Raw genomic sequence first — 17,652 nt, 5'->3', positions numbered from 1 at the left:
CTACTCATCCTCTCCTACCGGCATATACTTTTCAAGATATTCATCTCTGATTCTCTTAAGCTCTGTCTTAGGTAATATTTTAAGAAGTTTCCATCCAAGTTCTAATGTTTCTTCTATTGATCTATTTGTTGTAAATCCTTGTGCTATATATTCTTTTTCAAATGCTTCTGCAAACTTAGCATATGCTTTATCAGCATCTGAAAGTGCACTTTCTCCAAGGATAGCAGCAAGTTCTTTTGCTTGTTTCCCTTGTGCATATGATGAGAATAATTGGTTCATTGTATCAGCATGATCTTCTCTAGTTTTTCCTTTACCAATACCTTTATCTTTAAGTCTTGAAAGTGATGGTAATACATCTATTGGAGGCATTATTCCTTTAGTATATAATTCTCTTGAAAGAATAATTTGTCCCTCTGTGATATATCCTGTTAAGTCAGGAATTGGGTGAGTTTTATCATCCTCTGGCATTGTTAATATAGGAATTTGTGTTATTGAACCTTCCTTACCAACAAGTCTTCCTGCTCTTTCATATAAAGTTGAAAGGTCAGTATATAGATATCCTGGATATCCTCTTCTCCCCGGAACCTCTTTTCTAGCTGCTGAAACTTCTCTTAAAGCTTCACAGTAGTTTGTGATATCTGTCATAATTACAAGTACATGCATACCCTTTTCATAAGCTAAGAATTCAGCTGTTGTAAGAGCCATTCTTGGCGTAGCTATTCTTTCGATAGCTGGGTCTGATGCAAGGTTCATGAATAACACTGAGTTATCAATAGCCCCTGTACTTTCAAATTCTTCTACGAAGAACTCTGCTTCTTCAAATGTAATACCTATAGCTGCAAAAACAACAGCAAAGTTTATATCTGAATTTAAAACTTGTGCTTGTCTAGCTATTTGTGCTGCAAGTTGTGAGTGAGGAAGTCCTGCTCCTGAGAAAATCGGAAGTTTTTGTCCTCTAACAAGTGTATTAAGACCATCAATTGCAGAAATACCTGTTTGAATAAATTCTGATGGGAAATTTCTTGCAACTGGGTTAATAGCCTCTCCATTTATATCAAGTCTAGCTTCTGGTATAATCTTTGGACCATTATCCTTAGGTTTACCCATTCCATCAAAGACTCTTCCAAGCATATCTTCTGATACTGCAAGTTCAAGTGGTCTTCCAAGGAATCTAGCTTTAGTTCCTTTTATATTAATTCCTGAAGAACCCTCGAAGATTTGGACCATTGCCTTATCTCCATTAACTTCAAGAACCTTTCCTCTTCTTAATTCACCAGTTTGAAGTTCAATTTCAACTAGCTCATCATATTTAACACCTTCAACACCTTCAACAGCCATTAAAGGTCCTACAACTTCTGTTACTGTTCTATACTCTTTAAGCATCTAGAACCCCTCCTTCGCTGATTAATTTATCTATCGCTTCTTTTAATTCTACTAAAACATCATCAATTTTAGATATTTCTGTTTCAGGAATATATTTACTTCTTGCTATTCTATCTCTTACTTCAAGATTTAATATTTTATCTAAGTAAACTCCAACTTCTAAAGCTCTTTCAGCTTCTAATTGGAATGCAGTTACTACTTTTAACATTTTATATTGTTTTGTAAGTGATGTATAAGTATCAACTTCATGGAAAGCATTTTGTTGCAGATAATCTTCTCTTATTGACTTTGCAACCTCAAGCTTTAATCTATCACCTTCTGATAAAGCATCTATACCAACAAGTCTAACTATCTCTTGAAGATTAGCTTCTTCTTGCAATAATGCCATAGCTTCTGTTCTGATTTTTGACCAATCATCAGCTACATTTTCATCCATCCATTTACCCATTTTATCAAGATATAATGAATATGAACTTAACCAGTTTATTGATGGGAAGTGTCTTTTATAAGCAAGTTGTGCATCAAGTCCCCAGAAAACTTTAACTATTCTAAGTGTTGATTGAGTAACTGGTTCTGAAATATCTCCTCCTGGAGGTGATACAGCTCCAATAGCCGTTATAGCTCCTTGTCTTTCATCTTTTCCAAGAGCAACTACTTTACCCGCTCTCTCATAATAATCAGCAAGTCTTGATCCAAGATATGCTGGATATCCTTCATCCCCTGGCATCTCTTCAAGTCTACCAGACATTTCTCTTAATGCCTCAGCCCATCTTGATGTTGAGTCAGCCATTATAGCTACTGAGTACCCCATATCTCTGAAATATTCAGCAATTGTAATTCCTGTATATATTGAAGCTTCTCTAGCTGCAACTGGCATATTTGAAGTATTAGCTATAAGAACTGTTCTTTTCATAAGACTTTGTCCTGTTTTAGGATCTTTAAGTTCTGGGAACTCATTAAGAACGTCTGTCATTTCATTTCCACGCTCTCCACATCCAACATAAACAACTATATCAGCATCTCCCCATTTAGCTATTTGGTGTTGAACTACTGTTTTTCCAGCTCCAAAAGGTCCTGGAACCGCAGCAGCTCCACCTTTTGCAACTGGGAAGAATGTGTCTACAACTCTTTGTCCTGTTGTCATTGGCTCAACTGGGTTCATTTTTCTTGCATACGGTCTACCTTTTCTTACAGGCCATTTTTGCATTAATTTAACTTCTTTATCACCTTTTGAAGTTTCTATTATTGCAATAACTTCTTCAACTGTAAATTCACCTGATTTTATTTCTTTAATTTTACCTTCTATTCCATAAGGTACCATAATTCTTTGTTCTACTACTGGAGTTTCTTGAACAGTTCCTATAAGGTCTCCACTTCCAACCTCATCTCCAACTTTAGCACTTGCAACAAAGTCCCATTTTTTTTCTCTATTTAATGATTTTACATGAACTCCTCTTGTTAAGAAGTTAGATTTTGCAGCTTTAAGAAAAGCATTAAGTGGTCTTTGTATTCCATCAAACATTGATTCTATAAGTCCTGGTCCAAGTTCAACTGATAATGGTTCTCCAGTTGTTACAACTGGATCTCCAGGACCAATTCCTGATGTTTCCTCATAAACTTGTATAGAAGCCTTATCATTTCTCATCTCTATGATTTCACCTATAAGACCTTTTTCTCCAACCTTTACTACATCATATATATTAGCTTCTTCCATTCCCTCAGCTACTACTAGAGGTCCTGCAACTTTTACAATTCTTCCGATTTTCAAGTTATCCAACCTACCTTCCTATAAAATGTTAACACCAACTGCTTTTTCTACGTTCGTTGAAATTCTTTTTAATCCCATGTTTAATGTTCCTTGATTACTTGGAATTAATATAACAGCAGGTAACAATTTTTTATTATATCTTTCTATAGTTTCTTCTATATCTTTAGCAACATGCTCTGTCACAAATATAACTGCGTAATCTGTCATTGCAAGTCTATCAATTGTTTTTCTTGCTTCTTCAACTTCTACTACTGGAAATACATCCACTCCTAAAGCCTTAAATGCTAAAACTGAATCTTTATCTCCAACAACTCCTACTTTCTTATACATATGCATCACGCAGCCTTTCTCTTATTACTTCTTCAGCAATATTATTAAGCTTTCCAACCATTATAGTTCTTATTTGCTTAATTTCATTTTCCTTTGCATAAACATAAGCTAAAACTGGCATTGGACCTGATGTAATATACTTAGCATCTTTCATCATTCCCATAATATAATTATCTATTAATCTCTCTAATGTGCTAACCGATCCACTTGCTGTAAAATCAGCTATGCCTTCTTTAAGTAAGTTTTCATAATTAGTATGAGCTAACTTAACTGGTATATTTTCATTAGATTCATTTAATAGTAAAACCAATCTATCCTTGTCTATACTTCCACCCTTAACTAATACATCTAGTAAAAACTCTTTGTTCTTTTTTTGCTTTTTTACTCTTAGTAAAGTTTTTATATTTGTTAAATCCGCAAAGGCACTTACATACTTATCAATTTTAGGATAATTTATAACTTTATTTAAAGCTAAAATATTTTCAAATTGATATTTATCCATAATAGTATCCACTCTTTGAGGGTCTTTATTCATTTCAAAGTCAATGAATGTTTTTTCTAAACATTCTTTCATTAAAGGGTCTAAATCTCTGTAGTAATCATTCTCTACAGCATATTTTAATTTTGATAAATCATTAGCTCCTACTGGTATTAGCATGTAAGAAAAATCTTTATTCAATAATTTTCCTTTTACTAATACTTTCAGATTATGATAATCATACTTTACAGCTATTAAATCAATAATTTGTTTAACTGGACAAATCTTATATAGATTTGTATACATTGAAACTAATTCTTTTGATAGAACCTCTTCATATCCTTCTGCTTTTTTCACATCAGTAATATGTGCACTATAATCAGTTTCTTGTAATACTCTTAAAGATTCAATTGCTGATTTACTATCAATCATTCTATCTATCTTTGATTTATCAAGGAGTCTAGTCTCTAATACTCTAAGCCTTGGAAGAACTTGAGTAAATTGCATTTCATTCATCTGATATCCTCCTTAACTAAACATTACCTTTGCTATTTCAAATTCCATCTCATCTTTTAAAGAATCAATTAATGAGTCAAAAGTATTATTTATTTCTATACCTTCTCTCTCTATTATAAATCCACCTTCAAAATTTCCATTTATATCTGAAATTTTAAGTTCACCTTTTTTATTTCCAGCAACTAACTTTGTATTTAATTCACTTATAAATATCTCGTTAACTACCTTCTTTTTATCTTCATTAACTATGATGTATTCATCTCCAATTATATCAGAGTTTAAAATTTTATCTGTTATAAAACTTTTGAATTCAACATCTGTCATATTATTTAGCTTTTTCTTTGTTTCATCAAAAACACTGCTTATAACTGTTTGTTTTGCAACAAGTTTATCATTCCTAACTTTTAGATTAGCACTTGATAATATTCTACTTTTTTTAGTTATTGCTTCATGCTTTGACTTTTCTAGTAAATCAGCAGCGTCTTTTTTTGCTGCTGATTCCTTTTTATTTATAATTAATTTTGAACTTTCATTAGCCTTAGCTATTATAAGATCTTTTTGTACTTCCGCATCTTTCTTGATTTTAGAAGTTATATTTTCTAAGTTTGACATAATCACTTCTCCAATCTCAACTTAATTTCAATAATAATTATTTAATTAAAGTTGTAACTCCATTTACTAATAAGAATGAGATAACGAATCCTAATAAAGCATAAGTTTCAACCATAGCTGCAAATATGATACCTTTTGTTGTATGCTCTGGCTTTTTAGCTAATATTTGGATACCAGCTGCTGCTGCTTTACCTTGAGCAATTCCTGACCAAAGTCCTGCGATTCCTACTGGTAAACAAGCGAATAGTAAGTATATACCTTGTGATAAATTAACTCCACCACCTAAAGCGTTAAATACTAAGAAACCTATAACGAAACCATATAATCCTTGTGTACCTGGTAATAGTTCAAGAACTAATGCCTTACCAAACTTTTCTGGTTCTTCAGTAACAAGTCCTGCTGCCGCTTCCCCAACTATTCCAACTCCCTTAGCTGAGCCTATACCTGAAAGACCTACTGCAAGTGCGATTCCTAAAGCACCAAATATAACTCCACCGTGTAAATTAAAAAACGTAATCCAATTTTCCATAACTAAAATCCTCCTAAATTGTCTTTATTATTTTATTTTATTTTTTTTTAAACTTATAAAATTATCAACTGTTTTAAATGGGCTGAATGGTCTTCCGCCACCCTCATAGAATTTTGAGAAGAATTCAACATATTGTAATCTAGCTGTATGAACATAAGCACCAAGCAATGATAATCCCATGTTAAATACATGTGCTAATATAAATATTACTGGTGCTATTAGTATTGAACCAATACCCTCTGGCATCATTCCTATTATAAGGTTAAGCGCTGCCGCTATTGATCCCCCAGCAATTCCAAGTGCCATAAGTCTTGTATATGAAACTAAGTCCCCAACATAGTTAGTAACTCCATAAAGTGCATATGCACCTTGTCCAAGTTTTGCACCCATAGTTTTTTCTGCTCTACCTTGTGTTAAAACAATTATTACTGAACCAGCTATTGCAAGCGCTATTCCGATAGTTTTTAAGAAACCATCTGTAAGTAACATTGCAAGTCCTGACAATAACATTAACCATGACCCAACATCAAAGAATGCAAATAGATATTGTTTATTTCTTATAAGCATATATGCTTTTACAAATAAACCAAATAAGATTTGAATAACTCCAAGTCCTACTGATAGCATAAGTAATGTATTAGTATCTCTACCTGGGTTTATAATGCCTATTCCCAATGTTTTTTCTAAGTCTATTCCAAATGCTGTACCAAATATTAAACCTGATACGCATGTTGCTAAACTAAGCCACATAAAGAATTTAACAAAATCTCTCTTAGATTTTTCTAAGTTTAAGAAATTAAGTGCTAAGATACTTCCTATGAATAATACTAATCCATAACCAAAATCTGCAACCATTATTCCAAAGAATATCATGTAGAATGGTGTAAGATATGGTGTAGGGTCTATCTCATCATACATAGGTAAACTATACATTTCTGTTATAGAATCAAAAGCTGCTGCTGGACCTTTATTTTCTAGTTTTATAGGTACACTTGCAATTTCTTTCTCTTCTACTGCTTCAAATGCTATATAATAATTTTCTTCAGATACTTCTTTAACTAAAGTTTCTAAATTACTATTTTCTTTAGTTGGTATCCAACCTTGTATAATCATTGTATTTTCAGTGTTTAAGAAGTTTTTATTTACTTCTTTTCTCATTAAACTATTTTGATAGTATTCATGAGAAAGTTCTAATATATCCTTCTCTTTTGTAAATCCACTAAGCATTTTTTTGATTTCTAATTTCTTAGAATCAATTTCTTTTATTGTTCCTGTGAAATCATTTATAACTTCACTAGGAATTCTAGTTTGCTTAGATTGGAATGCTGAATAACCAAATTTCTTAGTTAAGTCATCTAATAATTCTGCATCTTTATTTAACACAACCATGAAAATGTATGTATCTTGATTATTTTCAGATACTGTTTCCATATACAAATCTGGAATTTCTTTATTTAGTTCGTTTATAAAAGCTTCTTTACTTTGCTTTGATATACTCCCTAAAAACATTGTAGTTGATTTTGTACTTTTTAATTCACCTAATGGAGCATCTAGTGTTGCTACCGGTTTTAATATTTCTAACTCACTTTCTAACTTAGTTTTTTCATTTTCTAAACTAGCAAGCTCAATCTCAACTTCCTTAACCTTTGAATATACAGTCTCCCAGTTACTATTCATAACATTTGATTCAAGTTCTTCTAAAGTTAAACTTTGTTTTCCTTCTCTTAGAGCTTTAAGCCCTCCAGTACTAGCTACATATTTTTTTAAGAATGCTAATGCTGATTTTGTCTTAGATACATTTTCTTCAATTATTAATGTTTCAGAATCTATATCTGACTTTTTTAAGGTAGCTAAAACTTCATTTTCCTCAATCACATTTTGATCTTGAAGATTTATGAATTCAACTTCTGAATTCCCTTGAAGCTTTTCTAGAAGTTTTTCTTTTTCAGATTCAAAAGTAAGCAAGGTGAATTTATTCATTTTAACTATTGCCATGAATATTCACAATCCTCTCAATTACTAATTTAATAGCTTCATCTAATTTAACTTGTTCTGGAGCTATTATATCTTTGCAATCTTCGTTGCCTTTTACAAATAATTTTTCTGCTTCTACATTACCTTTGGTAATTGAAGCATTAATTATATCATTTGCTTCTTTTTTGGCTACTTCTAAAACTTGATTATAATTTTTTTCAGATTGTAAAGTAGCTTTTAATGTTATATCTTTACTATCTTTGTTAGCTTGTACTAAAATATCTTTTGCGTACTGCTCTGCTTTTTGAATTTCACTAATTATTTCTATCGCCAAAATTTCACCACCTTTACAAATATTATAATATATCTTTCAACACTTTATACGGTATTGATTAACACTTAAATATAGTATTGATTAACACTTAATCTAATTATTATTATACACAATATGAATTTAAATTCAATAACTTATTTTCCCTAATAGGCGACTTTTAGCCATTATTAACACATTGTTTGCTTTTTAGAAACTTATTTTTAATAAAAGTTGGCATTGACTGATGATTTTATATTTTTTTAGCCTTTATATAAATAACATTATCCCAAATCAAAGTTTCTATAATCATAAAGTTATTTTTTAGCAATTCTCGACATCTAGAATCATTAAATTCATAAAATGGATTCAAATTCATCAGTTGAAATTTTTTATCCGTTTCATCTGGCATTTTTACAATTACATTATCTCTTATGATCTCATTTTTAACTTTTATTCTATCCCATAAATATAATTCACCATCAAATTTTATTAATTTGGATATATCTTGTATCAACACTTTTGAATCTCCTTTGCTTAATGTTCCTAAGGAAAAAAATAAAGTGCAACAATCAAATTTCCCCTCTTCATCTTTTGAATCTTTTAAATAACTTAAACTAATGTCCTCATTATTTTTGCTTTTGATTAAATTATAGATTACCCCTGTATCATCTAAACTTACATCTAAAATATCTCCTTTTAATTCTATATATTTAAGATTAACAACGGTCCGTTTAGGACTTATTCGCAAAATAACCAACTCCTAGAAATATATTACATTAAGTTTACATATTTTACTTAAAAAAATCAATACAAGTATTCTTATTTACATTTTCTTTTTATAAATAATATTAGTGTTATACCTAGAATACTCATCACTATAACTGCTAAAATTAATATTTTAATATTATTAGCTATTTCTATAGAATTAGTATCTTCAAACACTTTCAATATATATCCATTTTTTTTATCTAATAAATATAAACTCTCATCATTTATTAAAATTTTTTCTATATCTGAATTTTTCAATTCTAAAACTTTTTTCTTTGCACCTGTTTTTTGTATATTAAAAATACTATCACTTAATTTATCGTAAATAAAAAAGGAATCTTTATTTTCTATATCTCCATGTCTATCTATTGCCATTGAACCTAATGAGCTCACCTCATTATGCTGATAAATTGGAGCCTCTGGTTTATGTTTATGTTTTTTTAGTATAAAGCTTTGCTTTGCTTTCCCTTCCTTTCTAAACCTTACTGAATCCACTGGATCTCCACCACTATAATCTGGCCACCCATAAAAACTATTTTCTTTTAGCTCGTATATATAATCCGCATCCCCATATAATGGCCTAGCCCCTCTATATTCAATTCCACCAACAGTCATATATATATTATTCTCACTATCAAAATCTATCCCCTCCACATTACGTACTCCATCTGCTATTAATATAGATTCTTTAGTCTTTGGATTTACTTTTATTATACTTGCATTACCAATTTTATTTTCTCTTCTTGTTTTCTCTTCTTCATTAATAGTTTTGTATGAACTATATGGACTAGTTCCATCAAATTTGCTATTGCTCAAAAAAATTTCTTTTGCAGGTAAATCATAAGCATTACTCGCTCTCCATTTATTGTCTTTCCCTACCACGCCAGAGTTCGTTGCAGACCCTACAGTTATATATAACTCACCATCTTTAACTAAAATCTTGTTATCTGAATAATCGCCTTGTGTTGGTATTTCATCAACAACTAATTTATGCCGACCTGTTTTTAAACAATAAGCATTTAATTTATCATCATATAAATAAAAAATCTCATTTTCTAAATATGCAATATCTTTTATTTTTATTTTTTTTTCTTCAAAAAGTATCTCTTTTGTATTATCATTATTTATTTTTATAACTTTATTTTCGAGTGAAACATAAATATTATTCAATTCATCAAACACAAAATCTTCCGCCCCCTCTAAACCACTTGAAATAAATTCTGTCCTATATTGATTTTTCTCTTTAGAAACTCCCTCCATCTTCAACTTAACAATACAATATGAACTTACCAATATTCCGCCTACTAATATAAGTAAAAAAAACTTTTTCATAAAACACCACCTTATTCTAATTCATTTACATATATATGTAAGTTTTACTCAAAAAATTAATTACATAATATATTTTAATAAAGAATATTTTTACTCTACATAGAATATTCTTTACTATTGAATATTTTTAAAGGTGGTGAGACTATGTCTAAAGATAATTTTTATAAAAACTCCTTTTTACTTACAACATCTAATTTAGCTACCGGTGTCTTAGGATTTATATTTTCTATATATCTCTCGAAAATTCTTGGTCCTGAAGGAATGGGTCTTTTTGGTCTTGTTATGCCTATATATAATCTATTTATCTCTTTAATGACTGCTGGCATTGTTGCTTCTATATCAAAATTTACAGCAATTTATTCAGCTAGAAATGAATTTAATAATATTTTTAAGAGCATGAAAACTATTGCTAAATTTAATTTTATTTGGGCTTTTTGTATAGGTATATTGGTTTTCTTTCTTTCGCCTAAGATTGGAGAATGGTGGGTTCGTGACCCTAGAACTATCAAAGCAATTATGGTGACATGTCCTGCTATGATTTGTATTGCTTTATCTAATATATTAAAAGGTTATTTTTACGGTAGTGGTAAAATTAAAATACCTGCAACTATTGATATCCTAGAAAAAGGTATCAGAATTATTATTTTATTTGTTTTAATACTTATGTTTAAATGTACTAGTCTAGAGAACTTAGTTGTTCTTGTATATATTTCTATATGCCTTGGGGAATTCCAAAGTCTTTTACTTCTTTATGGCTTTTTTAAATTTTCAACTAAAGATATCCCAAAATCTAATTTAAATACAAAGTCTAAAAAAGTATTATTAAAAGATATTTTATCTACTTCTATACCACTTTGTTTAAATGGATTCTTTATTAGTATTTTTGCAACCATATCCACACTTATCATTCCAAGACGGCTTATGCTAGCTGGTTTAGAATATTCAGAGGCTTTATCTATAATTGGTCGGTATTCTGGAATGGCTCTAACTATAGTTACCTTCCCACTTATTATTATAGGCTCACTTAACACTCTTTTAATTCCTGACCTCTCGCAAAGTCTTAGTAAAAATGATTATTCAGGAGTAGTTAGACGAATTAAGAATGTGTTAAAAGTATCATTTATAGTTGGAATTTGTACAACTATTCTTTGTTTATGTATCCCTAATTCCTTAGGTAGAATATTTTTTGATAGAGATGATTTAGGGCTATATATAAAAATCGCTTCTATATCTATGCCTATTTTATTTGCTGCTAATACAATGTTTGGAATTTTGAATGGACTAGATAAGCCTAAGGCAATTTTAAAGAATACTGTAATAATTGAAATTGTTGAAATTTCCTTATTATTCATTTTAACTGCAATACCATCCATAAATGTACTTGGTTTTGCTATTACTATGTTTATTGTATCTATATTAACCTTACTTTTAAATTTATATGAGGTTTATAAACTTATAAATATAGATATATCCTTACCTAATATAATTATTTATTCTTTAACTGGTGCACTTGGATTCTATATCCTTAAAATTGTTGTAGCTTACACAAATTTTATTGATTATAGATTTCAAAGTTTGATAATATCAATTTTAGTTGTACTATTATTTGGTTTATTAATTTTCCTTACAAGGCAAAAAAGGTTTGTTATAAGAAAAAGATAAGTTGCAATTATTGCAACTTATCTTTTATTTTTTTAGGTATTCTATTATAAAGACCTGGTGATACAGATTTTATATCTTCAGATTTTATAGCTTTAAGCATAAGCAATGCTTGTCCATATAAAAGCACTCCTATTATAATTAAAACTCCTGTATAAACTAATCCAATTAATGTTCCAAAATTAGCTACTACAAACATTTTACTTATTATAAATCTAGCTAAAGCTATTCCACACCCCATATATATTGATGCTATTAATGGTTTTCTAAGTAATTTCATGTGACCTATATTAATTTTTGTCACATCTTTAATTTTTATATTATTTAAAAATATTACTATTATAAAGTATAAATAGAATCCTATAACAGCTCCATATATATTAATATCAGGGTTTGCTACTAAAATATAGTTTGAAAAGAATTTTACAGTAAGTCCTACTATAAGTGTCATAACTACATAGTAAAAATTATTAATACTTTGCAATACTATATTTTGTACAAACACTAATGCCATTAAAACTACAGTCATTGACCCAATTACCATCATTCCATAGCCTGTAGAATCTCCATACATATACTGATACACTTCTTCTGCTAATACAGCTAATCCTATAGCAGATGGTATTCCTACTAAATATGTTATTCTAAATGAAAATTTTATATTCTTTTTCATTGATATTTGATCTTTTAAAACATTAGCTTTCGATAATACAGGTAACATTGCTATACATAATGAAGTTATAAATATCATAGGTACATTTATAAGTGTTCTCCACTGCCCTAATAATCCATATAATTCATCTGCTTTAGCCGATGAAAAACCTGCTACCGCAAGTCTTGAACTAACATTTGCCATATCTATAAGATTCCCAAAATTCTGAAGACCTGCACTAAGTGTTATTGGCAATCCATAAGTTATAAGAATTTTCATCATCTTTTTTGGTTTTACTCTTTTAACTGAACTATCTTGCTTCTCTTTAGCTTCTGCTTCTGGTTTAAATATGTAATATACATATACTAGATATCCAACCGCTATCACAGCCCCTATTGAAGTTCCAAGTGTTCCACCTGCACTACCAATTTCCGGTCCATATTTCATAAGAACCATTGCAAACGCAATACTTATTATAACATTTACAAATTGTTCTACCAGACTTGCAATTGCTACTGGTTTCATCTGATTTCTACCTTGGAAATAACCTTTATAAGTTGCTAGAATGCAAGTAGTTATTATTGCCGGTGATAAAAACATAAGTCCATATACAATGTTTGGATTCCCAGTTATATTAGCTATACCCTGAGCACCAAGAAACATTATGGCTGTACATATCGTTCCAACAATTATTAATAATGTTCTGGAAATTTTAAATGTTCTAATAGCATCTTTATAATTTCCAACGGCTGCAAGTTCTGCTACATACTTAGATATAGCAGTTTGCATTCCTACATTTGTAACGGCATAAATAAAAACAAAAACATCATAAACTTTAAAATATATTCCAAGTCCTTCTGGTCCTAAAACTTCTTTAAGTACTGGAACATATAAAAGTGACATAAGCTTTGCTAAAATACCAGCTATAGATAATATAGCAAAACTCCTTGTTATTGATTGTTCTTTCATAATTTAATTTCCCCCATAAAAATAAAATTATTTTAATTTATCTTAGAATCTAACTTTAAACACATCTCTTTTAATCTTTTTAAAGATTGGAGGTAATGCTTCTGTGATTGTTTTGTTTTTTAGATATTCAAGTTTCTCTGGAACATCTCTAAATACAACTTTATAAGCGTATAAGAACTGGAATGTTAATCCAAACTTATTTTCAAAGAATGAATTAAGTTTTCTATCTCCATATTTATAATCACCTACTATTGGATGTCCTAAGAATGCAAGATGTGCTCTTAACTGATGACTTCTACCAGTGATTAACTCAATTTCTAAGAATGAGAATAATCCATCTGTTTCCAAGACTTTAACATCCATTGCAATCTTTTTAGTATTTGCCTTATTATCATAGAATACTTGTGATTTATTATTAGCCTCATCTTTAGTTATGAAAGCTTCATATCTTCCTTCTTTTACTCTTCCTTTAACTAATGCACAGTAATATTTTTCAACTGTTCTCTCTCTTAGCATTTCATTTATTGCTTTAAGAGATTCAAAGTTTTTACCAAAGAATACTATTCCAGATGTATTTCTATCTAATCTATTACATGGTGCTGGTGTGAATGTAATTTCATTTTTTGGAACATAATCCCCTTTTTTAAATAAATGTGATAACACATAGTCATTTAATGTTGGGTCTCCATCTTTTTGATCAGCATGAACTAATACTCCTGGCCATTTTTCCACTAAAACCATATTTTCATCTTCATAAACTATTTTAATTTTTGAAGCATCTACAGTTTGGAATTTTTTTGGAGATTCATTTTTAGCATTGCTTGTTATGTATTTTATTGTTACTAAATCACCTTTAACAAGTGAATATTTTTCTTTTTGTTTTTTTCCATTGACTCTTACGTCACCTTTTCTTAATGCTTTGAAGATAGTACTTAGTGGTACATCCTTTAAAAGCTTTCTTAGAAACTTGTCTAATCTTTGTCCTGCTTCGTTCAATCCTATTTCTATATTCATTCTTCCAACTCCTACTGTTCTTTTAATTAAATTTATCCATTGTTATAGATTACCGATATTTAATTACTTTGTCAAATAATTAAATGCACTTTGGCACTGCAATGCTATCCCTATTTCTATAGACTCTTCATCTATTTGAAATAATGTACTATGCGCTGGATGTATCATCCCTTTTTTTTCATTTCTCACACCTAAAAAATAAAATACTGAATCAACTTCTTTTGCAAAACATGCGAAACTTTCAACCCCTAATTTAGTTTTTTTTTGCTCTAGAATATTCTCTTTTTCAAGAATTAATTGAGCTGCATCCCTTACTAGTTTTACACATTTTGAATTATTTATTAATGATGGATAACTTTCTTCAATAAATATAGAAACTTCACCTCTCATTGTTCTAACTAAACCTTTGGTTATTTCTTCTACACGTCTTACAATATATTCTCTTTTCTCATTACTTAAAGTTCTTATTATGCCTTTTAGTATAGCTTGATCTGGTATAATATTTGGAGCTGTCCCAGCTTCAATTTGCCCAATAGTAATAACAGCTCCTGATATTTCTCTACTAATTACAGTCTGTAAACTCATAATTAAACTTGCAGCTATGGTAATGCATCCATATCAGCTCTTATTCCTATTAAAATCTCCTTTAAATTTAATATTCACTAAAATTATATATTAAGCTATTTTAGACTTCAAATTAATGAAATAAACTTTACGATTTGTTTTTAATAATTTAATTATCGTTTACGAGTATTTTAGTTAAGATAAAAATACTCGTAAATATCTCTTCATTTTAAGATTCTAATACTACACATAACATTTCACCGAATTTCTATAGTATCTATTTACTTTTTAGTAAAAAAATGTTATTTATTTAAACATAAATTTTCATTTGATTCTGTCGATAACTTATTTGTACAAGAAAAAAATAAAAAAGAAAGATAGGTGTTTAAAATTAACGATTTAAAATTCAACAAAATAATAGACCAAGATATTTACACAGTACTTATAGCTAATAAAACTGTTGGAACTATCAACATAGATGTAGAATTTACAATAGCTGCTGATGTTGTATTATCAACAGATGAAGTAACTTCAATCGAAAGAGTATTTATGGCTTATATAGGTTAATATTCTTAAAACTTTAAAAGCCTAGTTCCCTAAAAATGGAGAACTAGGCTTTTTATATTTATCACATTACTTTTAATCTTCTATAACTGTTATAAGTTTAGCCTCTACAACAGTCTTTATATCATACCTTCTAAGTATATTTCCAAATATTATTGATACAATACCATCTTTTATAGCTTCAATCTGACCTTTTCCATTAACTTTAGAATTTACTTTTTGCCCTACCTTAAAACCACCAGTATACTCAAGCTTATCTGATTTTATAATACTATCTGGTACAAATGGTGTTTTCTGAGTGAAATTACCTTTGATATTCTTAGGAATATATATACTTACATTATCTATAGCCCTTGTAATAGCAACATAAAAAATCCTACGCTCCTCTTCATGGTCTTTAGCATTCTTATGAGGTAACATCTCATCTACACAGTCTATAATATACACATTCTTAAACTCCATCCCCTTAACTCCATGAATTGTACTAAGAATTACAGAATCCTGCTTCACATCTTTAGATTTCACAAGATTATCTTCTACATTTTTTATATGCTCAAAGAATGGTATTATCTTATTAAATTCCTTAGCTGATTCTTTAAACTCATCTACAATATCAAATAAATCAGCCACGTTTTGACTATACTTATTTGAATAATCTTTTAAATAATCCAAATAATCCAAATCACTAAGTATAAAATCAATTGCTGTTCTAAGTGTAAGTCTATTTAAATTTGCCACATCATCACGCAGTTCTTCTATCTTCTTCACTTGGAATGGATGTATTTCTCCTGATATCAATAAATTTTCAAAACAGTTTACTTTCTCAACATTTTTTTTAAGTTTATATACCGCACCCTTTGAAACATATCTATATGGTTTATTTATAACCTTTGCAAAAGCTTCTTTATCAGTTGGGTCTAAAGCTAACTTTAAATATGCTATTAAATCCTGACATACAAAGTGTTTAAAAAAGTTAAATTCTTTATCTAACAATTTAAACGGAATTTTTTCCTTTATAAGTCTATCAATAACAGCTCTTGATTCTACATTAGTTCTATAAAGAATTACATTATCAGAATATAAAATATCATCATTTAAAATTCTTTCTTTTATCTTCTCTGCTATAAATTTACTTTGCTCTGATTCATCATAAGGAACTACAAATTGTATATTACCAACTTTCTCTGAATAAGATACTATTTCTTTTTTATGTCTGTACTTATTTTCATCTATTATCTTTTTTGAAAAATCTACTATATTATTTTTACTTCTATAATTATATTTTAAATATATTTTTTGTGCCTTTTCAAAAATCTTATCAAATTCTACCATACATTCTGGGTTAGAACCTCTAAATGAATATATACACTGGTCTTCATCTCCAACACAGAAAGTATTTTCATTTATAAGTTTTAAAAATTCAATTTGAATGTTGTCGCAATCTTGAAATTCATCTACAAGTATATATTTAAATAAATTTCTATATCCATTTAATACACTCTCATTACTTTTTAAAAGCTCGATAGCTTTTCTTTGTAAATCATCAAAATCTAAAAGATTTTTATATTCTTTATAATCTTCGTAAACTTTATAACACTCATCAAATATTTCCTTACTTATAGTTGGACTAAAACCATCACTATCTAAATAATTTGATTTTTTTAGTGAAATATTATTCAAAACCTCTTTAATTTTTTCATCGCTAACATCATCACTAGATTTTGTTAACTGCTTTTTTATTATTGCATATGATTCAAAATTACTTATAATATCTAATTTGCCATGATATCTAAGAAGCATTTTGTAAAATAATCCATGAAAAGTCCCAAAAAAAGGGCTACTATTTTTGTTAAAATCTTTTAGGAATCTTTTTTTCATATTCTCGGCTGCTGATTTTGTAAATGTAAGGACTACTATATTCCTATCATTTGTTCCATTTTCTATCAGATTATTAACCCTATTTATTATTACTGTAGTTTTACCACTCCCTGGTGGTGCAACTATTAGTGTGTTTTTGCTTTTTGCAAGAACTGCTTCTTTTTGGTATTCATCTAAATTTTGCATTTTATCTCCTTGTAACTTTATTTAATCTTATTTATATACTTAACATTTATAAGTACTATTATATAAAATTTTCAAAAAAAATAAAGAACTAGTTTAAACTAGTTCTTACAGGACGTCGACAAACTACAATGTCGATGTCCTTTTTTTTGTTTTTCGATTAAAA

At 29.2% G+C, this 17,652-nt stretch carries 16 protein-coding genes; 2 read left to right on the top strand and 14 right to left on the bottom strand.

Translation table 11 applies throughout. The features are described 5' to 3' along the window. From Q0V24_RS08385 to Q0V24_RS08340, 10 genes are all read right to left on the bottom strand, one after another. Nucleotides 1–1,383, bottom strand: coding sequence for a V-type ATP synthase subunit B (locus Q0V24_RS08385; protein WP_297520376.1), 1,383 nt, complete (start codon nucleotides 1,381–1,383; stop codon nucleotides 1–3). Beyond that, the gene (locus Q0V24_RS08380) at nucleotides 1,376–3,151 is read right to left on the bottom strand and encodes a V-type ATP synthase subunit A (protein WP_297520523.1); all 1,776 of its coding nucleotides are present in this window, start codon (nucleotides 3,149–3,151) and stop codon (nucleotides 1,376–1,378) included. Before Q0V24_RS08380 ends, Q0V24_RS08385 begins: the two co-directional genes overlap by 8 nt. Before the next feature lie 18 nt (nucleotides 3,152–3,169). Next, the gene (locus Q0V24_RS08375; RefSeq protein WP_297520521.1) at nucleotides 3,170–3,487 is read right to left on the bottom strand and encodes a V-type ATP synthase subunit F; all 318 of its coding nucleotides are present in this window, start codon (nucleotides 3,485–3,487) and stop codon (nucleotides 3,170–3,172) included. Beyond that, nucleotides 3,474–4,475, bottom strand: a complete 1,002-nt coding sequence (locus tag Q0V24_RS08370) for a V-type ATP synthase subunit C (protein WP_297520374.1) — start codon at nucleotides 4,473–4,475, stop codon at nucleotides 3,474–3,476. Before Q0V24_RS08370 ends, Q0V24_RS08375 begins: the two co-directional genes overlap by 14 nt. 12 nt (nucleotides 4,476–4,487) lie before the next feature. Then, nucleotides 4,488–5,087 (bottom strand): V-type ATP synthase subunit E, encoded by a 600-nt coding sequence (locus Q0V24_RS08365; RefSeq protein WP_297520372.1) that lies wholly within the window; start codon nucleotides 5,085–5,087, stop codon nucleotides 4,488–4,490. 37 nt (nucleotides 5,088–5,124) lie between these two features. Continuing rightward, the gene (locus tag Q0V24_RS08360) at nucleotides 5,125–5,616 is read right to left on the bottom strand and encodes a V-type ATP synthase subunit K (RefSeq protein ID WP_297520370.1); all 492 of its coding nucleotides are present in this window, start codon (nucleotides 5,614–5,616) and stop codon (nucleotides 5,125–5,127) included. Between the two features lie 27 nt (nucleotides 5,617–5,643). Beyond that, nucleotides 5,644–7,611, bottom strand: coding sequence for a V-type ATP synthase subunit I (locus tag Q0V24_RS08355; RefSeq protein ID WP_297520368.1), 1,968 nt, complete (start codon nucleotides 7,609–7,611; stop codon nucleotides 5,644–5,646). After that, nucleotides 7,598–7,924 (bottom strand): ATPase, encoded by a 327-nt coding sequence (locus Q0V24_RS08350; RefSeq protein WP_297520366.1) that lies wholly within the window; start codon nucleotides 7,922–7,924, stop codon nucleotides 7,598–7,600. The genes Q0V24_RS08355 and Q0V24_RS08350 overlap by 14 nt, the downstream gene beginning before the upstream one ends. A 229-nt stretch (nucleotides 7,925–8,153) precedes the next feature. Continuing rightward, nucleotides 8,154–8,651, bottom strand: a complete 498-nt coding sequence (locus Q0V24_RS08345; protein ID WP_297520364.1) for a hypothetical protein — start codon at nucleotides 8,649–8,651, stop codon at nucleotides 8,154–8,156. A gap of 71 nt (nucleotides 8,652–8,722) precedes the next feature. Next, the gene (locus Q0V24_RS08340; RefSeq protein ID WP_297520362.1) at nucleotides 8,723–10,003 is read right to left on the bottom strand and encodes a hypothetical protein; all 1,281 of its coding nucleotides are present in this window, start codon (nucleotides 10,001–10,003) and stop codon (nucleotides 8,723–8,725) included. Nucleotides 10,004–10,147: 144 nt separating this feature from the next. Here Q0V24_RS08340 and spoVB point away from each other — a divergent pair, with 144 nt between their 5' ends. Then, nucleotides 10,148–11,665, top strand: a complete 1,518-nt coding sequence (gene spoVB, locus Q0V24_RS08335; RefSeq protein WP_297520360.1) for a stage V sporulation protein B — start codon at nucleotides 10,148–10,150, stop codon at nucleotides 11,663–11,665. A gap of 7 nt (nucleotides 11,666–11,672) precedes the next feature. Here spoVB and Q0V24_RS08330 read toward each other — a convergent pair whose 3' ends face one another. The 3 genes from Q0V24_RS08330 to Q0V24_RS08320 form a co-directional block, all read right to left on the bottom strand. Next, nucleotides 11,673–13,283 (bottom strand): polysaccharide biosynthesis protein, encoded by a 1,611-nt coding sequence (locus Q0V24_RS08330; RefSeq protein ID WP_297520358.1) that lies wholly within the window; start codon nucleotides 13,281–13,283, stop codon nucleotides 11,673–11,675. Nucleotides 13,284–13,325: 42 nt separating this feature from the next. Then, nucleotides 13,326–14,297 (bottom strand): RluA family pseudouridine synthase, encoded by a 972-nt coding sequence (locus tag Q0V24_RS08325; RefSeq protein WP_297520356.1) that lies wholly within the window; start codon nucleotides 14,295–14,297, stop codon nucleotides 13,326–13,328. 63 nt (nucleotides 14,298–14,360) lie between these two features. Further along, nucleotides 14,361–14,885 carry a M20/M25/M40 family metallo-hydrolase gene (locus Q0V24_RS08320; protein ID WP_297520519.1) on the bottom strand — a complete coding sequence of 175 codons (525 nt, stop codon included), beginning with the start codon at nucleotides 14,883–14,885 and terminating at the stop codon, nucleotides 14,361–14,363. Nucleotides 14,886–15,242: 357 nt separating this feature from the next. Here Q0V24_RS08320 and Q0V24_RS08315 point away from each other — a divergent pair, with 357 nt between their 5' ends. Continuing rightward, on the top strand, nucleotides 15,243–15,428 hold the full coding sequence (locus Q0V24_RS08315; protein WP_297520354.1) for a hypothetical protein: 186 nt from the start codon (nucleotides 15,243–15,245) through the stop codon (nucleotides 15,426–15,428). Nucleotides 15,429–15,500: 72 nt separating this feature from the next. On the opposite strand, the gene Q0V24_RS08310 is transcribed toward Q0V24_RS08315, so the two are convergent. Next, the gene (locus Q0V24_RS08310; RefSeq protein ID WP_297520352.1) at nucleotides 15,501–17,489 is read right to left on the bottom strand and encodes an ATP-dependent helicase; all 1,989 of its coding nucleotides are present in this window, start codon (nucleotides 17,487–17,489) and stop codon (nucleotides 15,501–15,503) included. Nucleotides 17,490–17,652 lie beyond the last annotated feature (163 nt).

It is taken from the genome of uncultured Clostridium sp. (assembly GCF_947039605.1).
Taxonomy (GTDB): domain Bacteria; phylum Bacillota; class Clostridia; order Clostridiales; family Clostridiaceae; genus Sarcina.
Note: the sequence above shows the minus strand (reverse complement) of the source record. Positions and strands in the feature narration are given on the sequence as shown.